Here is a 9,815-nt window from a genome sequence, read left to right as displayed (position 1 = left end):
TGGACAGGCTGGCCGGCCAGAACGACCATTCCCACCCCCCACCCGGTACACATCTGCAACAAAACCTGCCCGACGAGGTTTTCCAGTCCTATCTGGCCGCGGTCAAAAAGGCGCGTGAGGAAGGCGGTATGCAGTACGTCGAGTACACCCTGCAGGACCAGGATCGGTCCCTTCGCTACTTTGAAACCCGGATCGTGATCATCGACGACCAGGAAACGCTCTGCCTGGTCCGGGACATCACGGCCCGCAAGGAAGCCGACTCCGAAATATATCGGCTGGCCTACTTCGACAGTCTGACAGGGTTGGCAAACCGCCGGCATCTCGTAGAACGCCTGGAGGGAGAGATCCGCCGGGCCGGAAACAGTCACTGTCAGCTGGGGGTGTTGTTCCTGGACCTGGATGGTTTCAAACACATCAACGATACCCTGGGCCATGCCACCGGCGACATGCTGCTGCAGCATGCCTCCCAGCGTCTACGCCTGGGAGTGCGTCCCACTGACACGGTGTCCCGTCCGGCGTTTGAATCCCGGGGAATCAATCTGGCCCGCCTGGGCGGTGATGAATTTACCGTGATCATTCCGGATATGGCCCACCCCGAAGATGCCCTGATGGTGGCCCACCGAATACAGGAACTCCTGCGCCGGCCGTTTTTTCTTGCGGGACGGGAAATGGTACTGACCGCCAGCATCGGCATCGCCGTGTATCCGGATGACGGCAAAGATGCCGATACCCTGATCAAGCACGCGGACACAGCCATGTACCACGCCAAGTCCCTGGGACGAAACAATACGCAGTTTTACAGCCCGTCGCTCACCCATCAGGCCATGCGACGCATGAACATGGAATCGGACCTGCGCCGCGCCCTGGAAGCGGAAGAGTTTTTTCTCGTTTATCAACCGCAACTGGATCTGAACACAGGGCGCATCCTGTCCGTTGAGGCCCTGATCCGCTGGGCACATCCTCGGCAGGGAGTGGTCTCTCCCATGGAATTCATTCCCTTGGCGGAAGACAACGGGCTGATCATTCCCATCGGCGAATGGGTGTTACGCACGGCCTGCCGGGAGGCCGCAAGCTGGCACGACCAAGGCTATCCCCTGCAGGTCGCAGTGAATCTTTCACCGGTTCAGTTCAGAAATGGCACATTGATCAGTACCGTCCGGAATATTCTCCGGGACACGGGGCTCAAGGCCGGTTATCTGGAACTGGAAATCACGGAAAGCACCTTGATGGATGAGCGCGTTACAACGCTGCAGACCCTGCGCGAATTGCATGAACTGGGCCTGAAATTTTCCCTGGATGATTTCGGCACCGGCTATTCCTCAATGAGTTATCTCAAGCGACTGCCCTTGCATAATCTCAAGGTGGATCGCAGCTTCGTCAGTGGCTTGCCCCATGATAACGAGAGCCTGGCGATCATCAGGGCCATTATTTCTCTGGGGGAAAGCCTGGGTTTCACAGTCACCGCCGAAGGCGTTGAAACCATGGAACAGGCTCAAATGCTGAGCCGACAGTGCTGCCATACCCTGCAGGGTTATTACTTCAGTCAGCCGATTGCACCCGACCAAATTCCCGCACTGTTTGGCCGGAACTGGGATACCCATACGCTATCCTGATCATTCTGCGGCATGCGCCTTCCAACAGGACCCCCATCATGAGTGCGCACATCACGGGCAGACTGACACACTCAATGCAAAGCCTCCCCTGTGTACTCGTCCTGATGGTGCTCGGCTTCACCCTATCCTTGGTCCAGGCGGCAGACATCGAGCATTTCCTCGAACTCTCCCTGGAGGATCTCCTACAGCAGGAAGTGATTACAGTCAGTCGTCGATCACAGCGTCTGTCCGATGTCGCCGCTGCCGTGCATGTCATTACTGCCGAGGATATCCGGCGTTCGGGGGCGCGATCCCTGCCGGAGGTACTCCGCCTGGCCCCGGGGGTGGACGTTGCCCGCATCAGCGAGGATCGCTGGGCCATCTCCATTCGCAGCCACACCGAATACCTGTCCAACAAGCTCATGGTGCTGGTGGATGGCCGCAACGCCTATAGCCCGAGCTTTTCCGGCGTACTCTGGAACACCCTGCAGATTCCCCTTGAAAACATCGACCGCATCGAAGTCATCCGGGGCCCCGGGGGCGCGACCTGGGGCGTGAATGCCGTCAATGGGGTCATCAACATCATCACCCGCTCCTCCCATGCCATTCACGGCACCCTGATCAGCGCCGGGTACGGGGGTGACACCGGTCCGTTCGCCCTGTTGAGACAGGGGGGGCACTGGGGAGAAGACCGCAGTTTCAGCGTTTATCTGCAAAACCGTGAAGGTCGTGCCTCCCTGACGGAATCCGGTGATGATCACCATGACAAAGCGGATCACGTTTCGGCCGGTTTCCGCCTGGATGGAGATGAGCCGTTCGGCCGATGGATAGTGGCGGGGAATCTGTTTCGAGTCGACTCGGACGGTATCGGTGTCGTCCGAGACCCCCTCTTCCCACCCACTTACCGGCGGGTGGAAACCATCACCGACCGTTTCTCCGGCATGGACGTGCAGGCCGGCCTGACCCGACAGACCTCGGAACAGTCAGAGATCAGGTTCAACGCCTCCTGGAGTTACTCCGATCTGGAAGCGGTCATGCTCGCGGACCAGCAGCAGCATATCGTGGACCTGGAGTTCCAACAGCGCCTGGATGTTCCCGATCGGCACACCATCACCTGGGGGGCCGGCTATCGCTGGTACGAAGACAGCATCTCCGGCGGCCTGACCACCCGCTTTGACCGGCCCCGGGAAACCCTCTACATCGCCAGCCTGTTTGCCCAGAATGAAGTCCTGCTGAATCAGGGACTGCGCCTGACCTTGGGTGGGCGCCTGGACCACAACAGTTACACAAGCACGGAATTCCAGCCGACGATCCGCATGCTGTGGAACATGACGCCCCGGCACAGCCTCTGGACGTCCCTGTCGCGCGCCAAACGTATCCCCTCCCGAGGCGAACGCACAGCGGACTACATCCTGACCGTGGCCCGTCCAGGCCAATACAGACTCGACCGACCCGTGGATGAATCTCTGGCGCACCTACCCATACAGGGCGAAGTACGCGGCCATGATGCATACGGCTCCGAGCGCCTGACAGCCTTCGAGGCAGGTTACCGGGGCCATCCCTCGCCCAATCTTTACCTGGATCTGACTGCCTTCGTGCATCGCTATGACAATCTCAGATCAGCCACGACGGAGACCGATCCCGACGCCCTTTTGATGGGAGAAAATGAGGCGTACCTGATAGCACCCACCCGGTTCATCAATACCGGTGAACTCACCGTGACGGGCATTGAGTTGGCAGGCGACTGGCGAGCCGGTGAGAAACTACGTTTTCAGCTCGCCTACAGCTACAACGACGTCGGTGAATTTACAGGCGGTGAGCGCCTTTTTTCCAGCTTCATCCCCAGGCACATCGCTTCCTTGCGCAGCGCATGGAGCCTCAATCACCAGGTCGACCTGGATCTGTGGATAAGGCATGCAGATCAACGCTATCAACCCTTTCTTGCTCCCCTGGATGCCTATACCACGATGGATATAAGGTTGGCCTGGCGGCCGCAGCAGAAGATAGAGCTGGCCCTGGTGGTCCAGAATCTGCTGGATTCCGAGCGCACGGAATATTATTCCCTGACCCCCACCTTCCAGCCGGCCCGGACCCGTCGCGGCCTCTACGGGCAAGTCAGACTCGGTTTCTGAATAGCCGGAAACGGCGGCAGCGAGCGGCTTTTACACAATATTCACGCACGGCCAATCCCCGCTAAACATAGACACTTTAGATTCCTCGTGATCTTTTCACCAAATCACGAGGCAAGGTATGAACTTCCGTAAAAGTGCGCTTTCCTTAGCCGTGCTGACGGCGGCGTTATCGCTGCATGGCTGCTCCGACGACAATGACTCCGGCAACAATCAAGCCGAACAGAGTCCTCAGGCCAAAAACGTGATCCTCATGATCACCGACGGCGCCAGCTGGGGAACCTGGGACATGGCCAGCTACTGGGAATACGGGGAGAAAGGCAAACAGCCCTATGAGCGGTTCGACGTCAAGCTCGGCATGATCACCCCGCCTCTGAACACTTCCAACACCCCCACCTTCACCGGCATTCCCCAGGTGACCTACGATCCGGAGCAGGCCTGGGACACCACCCCGGTGAATTCCACCACCGGCGGACGACCCAACCACTTCGCCGGTTACGAATATCTCAAGGAGGATTACACCGACTCCGCCGCCGCCGGCACCGTACTGGCCACCGGCCAAAAGACCTACAACAATGCTATCGACTACGATGACTTTGCCCAGCCCCTGACCTTCATCACCCAGGAAATTCGTGAGCAGGGCAAGGCCACCGGCGTGCTGAGCAGCGTGCCCTTCAGCCACGCCACCCCGGCGGCCTTCGGCGCCCAGAACATCAGTCGCAACAATTACGGTGAGATCGCCACCTTCATGGTGCAACGGGATCATCTGGACCTGATCATGGGTGGTGGCCACCCGGAGTATGACTCCAACGGACAGCCCAGATCCGAACCCCGTTATGCCAATGAGGTGGGCACCGGAGGTGGCTTCATCCCCCGCACCACCTGGGAAGGCCTACGCAACAGCACCGCCGGTGGTGCTCGCCCCTGGCAGCTGGTTGAGGACAAGTCGGACTTCGAGGCCCTGGCCGCTGGCACCCTGTCCTTGACGGCCGAGCGTCTGATCGGGATCCCCCGAGTCTATGACACCCTGCAGTACAACCGCTCCGAGGCCGTCATGGGCACCGACGCCGCCAACCCCAGCGGCGTGGCCTTCAACCTTAACGTTCCTTCCCTGGAAACCATGACCCGTGGTGCACTGAACTACCTGAGCCAGGATCCTGACGGCTTCTTCGTGATGATCGAAGGCGGCGCCGTGGACTGGGCCGCCCATGCCAACGATACTGCGCGCATCATCGAGGAGCAGGTGGATTTCAACCGTTCCGTGACCGCCGTGGTGGAGTGGGTGGAGCAGAACAGCAGTTGGGATGAGACTCTGGTCATCGTGCTCACCGACCATGGCAACGCCATGCCCATGGGGCCGGACTCCGACACCATCCCCTTCCAGCCCATCCAGAACAACGGCGCCGGCGTCCTCCCCGGCGTGCGCTGGCATTACGGCACCCACACCAACGAAAACACCCTGATGTTCGCCCACGGTGCCGGTGCCGAACATTTCTACGATCTGGTCATCGGGACGGACGCAGGACTGCGGGACATCATCGGTTTCAGCGACGGCCGCTACATCGATAACTCGGCCGTGCACCGGGTGATCTCCCGCGCTCTGAACTTGGAGCTCACCACGCCCTGATGCCGGGCTCGATCACGGACAGACCCCAGGGGATGCGGCCGGCTCGGGCCGCATCCCCTTTTTCAAGGAGGAAGGTGTACCAAAACCACGCAAGGAGAATCATGGTCACTATGGCTCACTTCCTTGGCCAATCTCGCCCTGCCACTCATTCCAGGAAGACGCCATGAAATTAAAGCAACCCCATACCTGTATGAATCTTTACTTGAAGCAAAGACACCCCAGGGTATCGATCAGCTCTGGGTGATGCAGTCCCCCACCACCTCGATACGATCCCGGCCGCTATGCTTGGCCCGGTAGAGGGCATCATCGGCGCAGATGTAGAGCCGGTCAAAAGAGGTTCCGGCTGCGGCAAAAGCGATGCCGAAGGAAGCCGTCACCCGAAGTCCGGGATGACCTTCCCGACGTACGGCACGAATGGCATCAGCAATACAGCCGGCACATCCCAGTGCCTTGCCGCCGATCTGCCCAGGCAAAATCACGGCAAACTCTTCTCCCCCCAATCGACCACACAGACCATTCTCCGGGGCCTGGATGCGCATGGCACCGGCCACGTCCTTCAGAATCCGGTCACCCACCGGGTGCCCATAGCGGTCATTGACCTGCTTGAAATGATCGATATCCAGGAGAATCAAGGCGATTCCCTGCACCGCCAGCAGGGCCTCCGCCTCGTCGATGAGGGTTTCCCGGTTGAGCAGGCCCGTGAGGCCGTCATGCCGGTTCCGGTAGGCCAGGCTGCGAGTCAGCTCCGTCAGGCGCCGATTCGCTCGGTTCAGTTCCCGCTCGGTGCGATCGGCATGATTGATAAGACGTCGCATGTCCCGGATGACCCGATCAAATTCCCGAATCAGCCCGTCCAGAGCGGCGCGATGGGCTTCGACATCCCGGCTTTCCATCGCTTGACGGGCACTTTCCAGAACCCGTATCTCTGCATCGAAAAGGTCTGGAGATTTCATGAGCCGTACCCGCTCGGAGTATCGTTGCTCATGGAGATTCGATGGCCAGCGTCCGGAAATCAATCTCCGGAAAATCCTCCGCCAGCTCTTGGCCAAACTCCAGCATGGTGTCATCCTCGGCGTCGTGGTACCAGTCCAGAGCCACTTGGTTACCGGCCTCCGCGGCGACATTGAGTTCATCCACCAGATTGAACAGCATCTTGGTGCTGGAACTGTTGAAATATCTGAGTTCGATGACCAAACGCACCGAGTCATTTTCCAGCGTGGCCAGAAACGCCTTCGTACGCAGCAGGATCTCGTGATAGAAACCCACCGCACTTTCGGGGTAGGACTCCCCGCGAAGACTCAGGCGACGGGCGGCAAAATCAAAATCCACCTCGGGGGTATTGCTGGAAGCAGGAATGTAGAGTCTGTGATCCATGTTGAAGCTCCTGCGTGCCCTAGAGGGTGGCCTTGAGGGTAAACATCACGTCTCCGGCGGAGTCGGGCTCCAACGCGAATTCGATGGGGCCGCTACTATCCCGGGCGATGGTGAGAAGACCCAGTCCCGCTCCCTTGCTGTGCTCCGGGGCGGCCTTGCGCAACTGCTCCCGATAAGACTGCCTGATCTGATCCATGGACATGACACGCAAGGCCTCCAGGTCCTGTCTCAGTTGCTGCGCCCACTCGGGAGTCACCGGATTCTTGCAAATGATCATGAAGCGCCCTTCCTCCTGGGTGATGCACACCGAACCGGCTCGCATCACATGGTCCTCATCGGCCCCCCGGGTGAGCTGATCGCTGGAGTAATGAACGATGTTCTGAGCCATTTCGATAAAGATGGAAAAGATCTTGCGACGCAGACTGCCCGGTGTCTCGGAACATTCCAGTCTCAAGCGCACCGCGTCTCCGATGGCATTGATGATATTCTGGGAAAAATAGCCCACGTAGTAAAACACCAGCCCTTGGTTGCGGATGATGCACTCATCATGATCATGACAGGGTGAAAGATACTGATTCATGGGCGTCTCCGTCACTCATCAGGCCACTGCAGAGCCAGCAGGGTGAGATCATCCCGCGGTGCCTGGCGGCCACGATAGTCAATGAAACATTGCATGAAAGCATTCTTCTGACCGGCCATGTCCAGCGTGCGGGTGTCCAGCAGGCACTGAAGGAGCCGCTTCTTGCCAAAGGCGATCCGACGGGGGCCGCCGATCTGGTCGATCACTCCGTCGCTCGCCAGATAGAGTCGCTGCCCGGCAGCCATCTCCAGTCGCTGATTCCGCCACACCTGCCCCGACGGCGTCGCCATGTAACCCACACCACAACGCTCCGAACGGATGATCTCAGCCTGCCCCTCCCCTTCCGTTCGGACATGGATCAGAGGCATCCGGGCGCCCGTATGCAAGACATATCCGGCGCTGGGATAGCCCCGCAGGATGACGCCCTCCAGGCCGTCATCGGAATTATCGGGCAACGCCTGGCTCCGCTGGGCAATGTCGTGCTGGCTAAGGGTCTGCTTGATGTACCGGTTCATGGAGGCCAGCAGCAGCGCCGGATCATCATGGCCATGGCGGGCGATGGCCCGTTCCAGGGCGGCACCGGCGATCAGTGTCATAAAGGCGCCGGGGACCCCGTGACCGGTGCAGTCGAACACGGACACCAGGAAACCATCCTCCAGGGTGAGGCAATGGAAGATGTCCCCACCCACCGTATCTCTGGGCTGCCATAACACCCAGTGTCGATCCGGCAAGCTCCGGTTCAGGGCCTGACGGGAAGACTTGAGCAGGGAGGACTGGATCGTGCTGGCATAGTCGATACTGTCAACGAGCTGGCGGTGCTGGCGGGCCTGGAGTTCGTTCATCGCACGCATGAGGTCCAAGACCTGCCCCACCCCGCGGTAACAACCGCCATCCACGACGATGAAGCCGTCCGCAAACACCTTCTCTCCGGTCTGCACCGCCAACGCCATGAGGGTGTCGATACGTGTATCCGTTTCCACTACCAGAGGATTCTTGTCCATGAAGGCGATGCAACTCTGGCGGCTGTAGAGTTCCGGGTAATAAGGCTTGGCCATCATGTTATGGAACAGGCTGCGGTTGATCAGCCCCATGGGGCGCTCGCCATGCACCACCGGCAGGTTCTGCACCTGTCGCTTGAGGCTGAATAATTCGGCCACCTGCTCGTTGGTATGGCCGGGAGTCACGGGGTCCACGTGAATCAGCAGATCCTGGGCAGACCCGACGGGGTGACTGGAGAGGGTCAGGGGAAGATAACCCCGATCCCGAACCTGAGCGGATAACGATGTCATGGCTGCAGCAACGGCCTTGGCAGGCAGGTGGGCTCAGAGGAGATTCCAGTCAAGGTGCCGTCCCTTGCGGTCCGTCTGTCCAGGAACAGGGCATTGCCTGCCTCCGCCTTGGCGCGGCATTTGACTTCGGAAGCCCGCTGGGAGATCTCCAGATGGGAACGGAAACTGCCGGATTGCACCTGCACGGCTCCGATGGACAGGCTCAGCAAGGGGAAAAAGCATTCCTCCCCCCGCCGGTCCAGGGTGTGGATTCCCCCCATGCGCCGCTCCGGTTCATCGTAGAAACCACTGACGGAAACCGCAAAGCGATCCAGCACCGTCCTGCACTGACGGCGCCACTCGGTCCCGGTAAGCACCAGGATGAAATCATCCCCCCCCACATGCCCCAGGAAATCCTCGGTCTCCTCCTGTGCCTCCCGCAATATTTCTCCCAGTGCACAGATGACCTGATCCCCCCGGGCGTAACCGTAGTAGTCGTTGAAGGGCTTGAAGTTATCCAGATCACAATAGGCCACCACGAAGGGCGCCCCCAACTCGATCAGACGATCCACGTGCTCATTGACGGGGACACTGCCGGGAAGCTGAGTCAGGGGGTTGGCATAGCGTGCGTAACGCACCTGCAGGGCGGTGATCCGGCGCAGCAACTCCAGCAGTCGACCGACACCCACATAATGGCCATCCCCATCGATGATGATGAACTCATCATCGATGGTGTCCCGAGCCGTAAGGGTTTCACTCAAGTGCTCCAGGGGCTGGTCCTGATAAACCAGCAGCGGGTCCCGTTTCATGAAGAAACGGATGGGACTACGGTCGTGCAGTTCACGACTGAACCGTTGTGAATAAAGCGCGAGGATGTCATGGCGACGGATGATGCCCACGGGACAGCCGTCGTGAATGACCGGGAGACAATGCAGGCCGGGCTCCGCCTGGAAGCGGCTGACCGTGGTACCCAGGGGCTGTTCGGGGGAAGTGGTCGGATTGGTCTGGGCCAGCACAGCCACCGTCTCTCCCCGGTGACGCAAGCGGGACATCTCACCGCCCCGATGCCGAACAAGACAACGCAGCTCCCGCGGCGGGTTCGCGGCCGGTCTGGCAAAGTGATAACCCTGCCCATAGGGAATCTCCAGGCTGCGCACCACCTCGTACTCGGCTTCGGTCTCAATGCCTTCGGCAATCAGACGGGTACCCAGACTGTGGGCAATCTCCCGGATGGAATGCAGGAAA

The 9,815-nt window shown here is 59.7% G+C and carries 8 protein-coding genes; 3 read left to right on the top strand and 5 right to left on the bottom strand.

The annotated features are described in order from the left end of the window. The 3 genes from LQ952_RS14455 to LQ952_RS14445 all read left to right on the top strand — a co-directional run. A partial coding sequence (locus LQ952_RS14455) for a putative bifunctional diguanylate cyclase/phosphodiesterase (RefSeq protein ID WP_238623327.1) occupies positions 1 to 1,613 on the top strand: 1,613 nt, incomplete at its 5' end. 74 nt (positions 1,614 to 1,687) lie between these two features. Then, complete coding sequence (locus tag LQ952_RS14450) at positions 1,688 to 3,724, top strand: TonB-dependent receptor plug domain-containing protein (protein WP_238623326.1); 2,037 nt, start codon at positions 1,688 to 1,690, stop codon at positions 3,722 to 3,724. A 118-nt stretch (positions 3,725 to 3,842) separates the two neighbouring features. Continuing rightward, positions 3,843 to 5,348 carry an alkaline phosphatase gene (locus LQ952_RS14445; protein ID WP_238623325.1) on the top strand — a complete coding sequence of 502 codons (1,506 nt, stop codon included), beginning with the start codon at positions 3,843 to 3,845 and terminating at the stop codon, positions 5,346 to 5,348. A gap of 230 nt (positions 5,349 to 5,578) precedes the next feature. Here the strand turns inward: LQ952_RS14445 and LQ952_RS14440 are convergent, their stop codons facing one another. From LQ952_RS14440 to LQ952_RS14420, 5 genes are all read right to left on the bottom strand, one after another. After that, positions 5,579 to 6,301 (bottom strand): GGDEF domain-containing protein, encoded by a 723-nt coding sequence (locus LQ952_RS14440; protein WP_238623324.1) that lies wholly within the window; start codon positions 6,299 to 6,301, stop codon positions 5,579 to 5,581. 28 nt (positions 6,302 to 6,329) lie between these two features. Further along, the gene (locus tag LQ952_RS14435; protein WP_238623323.1) at positions 6,330 to 6,722 is read right to left on the bottom strand and encodes a DUF1987 domain-containing protein; all 393 of its coding nucleotides are present in this window, start codon (positions 6,720 to 6,722) and stop codon (positions 6,330 to 6,332) included. A 19-nt stretch (positions 6,723 to 6,741) separates the two neighbouring features. Further along, on the bottom strand, positions 6,742 to 7,302 hold the full coding sequence (locus LQ952_RS14430) for a SiaB family protein kinase (protein WP_238623322.1): 561 nt from the start codon (positions 7,300 to 7,302) through the stop codon (positions 6,742 to 6,744). 11 nt (positions 7,303 to 7,313) lie between these two features. Next, entirely contained in the window at positions 7,314 to 8,591 is a 1,278-nt protein-coding gene (locus LQ952_RS14425; RefSeq protein ID WP_238623321.1) for a SpoIIE family protein phosphatase, read from the bottom strand. Next, positions 8,588 to 9,815, bottom strand: a 1,228-nt coding sequence (locus LQ952_RS14420) for a GGDEF domain-containing protein (RefSeq protein ID WP_238623320.1), incomplete at its 5' end; no start/stop codon positions are given. The genes LQ952_RS14425 and LQ952_RS14420, both read right to left, overlap by 4 nt.

Origin of the sequence: Ectothiorhodospira lacustris, from assembly GCF_022227785.1 — a bacterium.
In the GTDB taxonomy this organism is placed as follows: Bacteria; Pseudomonadota; Gammaproteobacteria; order Ectothiorhodospirales; family Ectothiorhodospiraceae; genus Ectothiorhodospira; species Ectothiorhodospira lacustris.
Note: the sequence above shows the minus strand (reverse complement) of the source record. Positions and strands in the feature narration are given on the sequence as shown.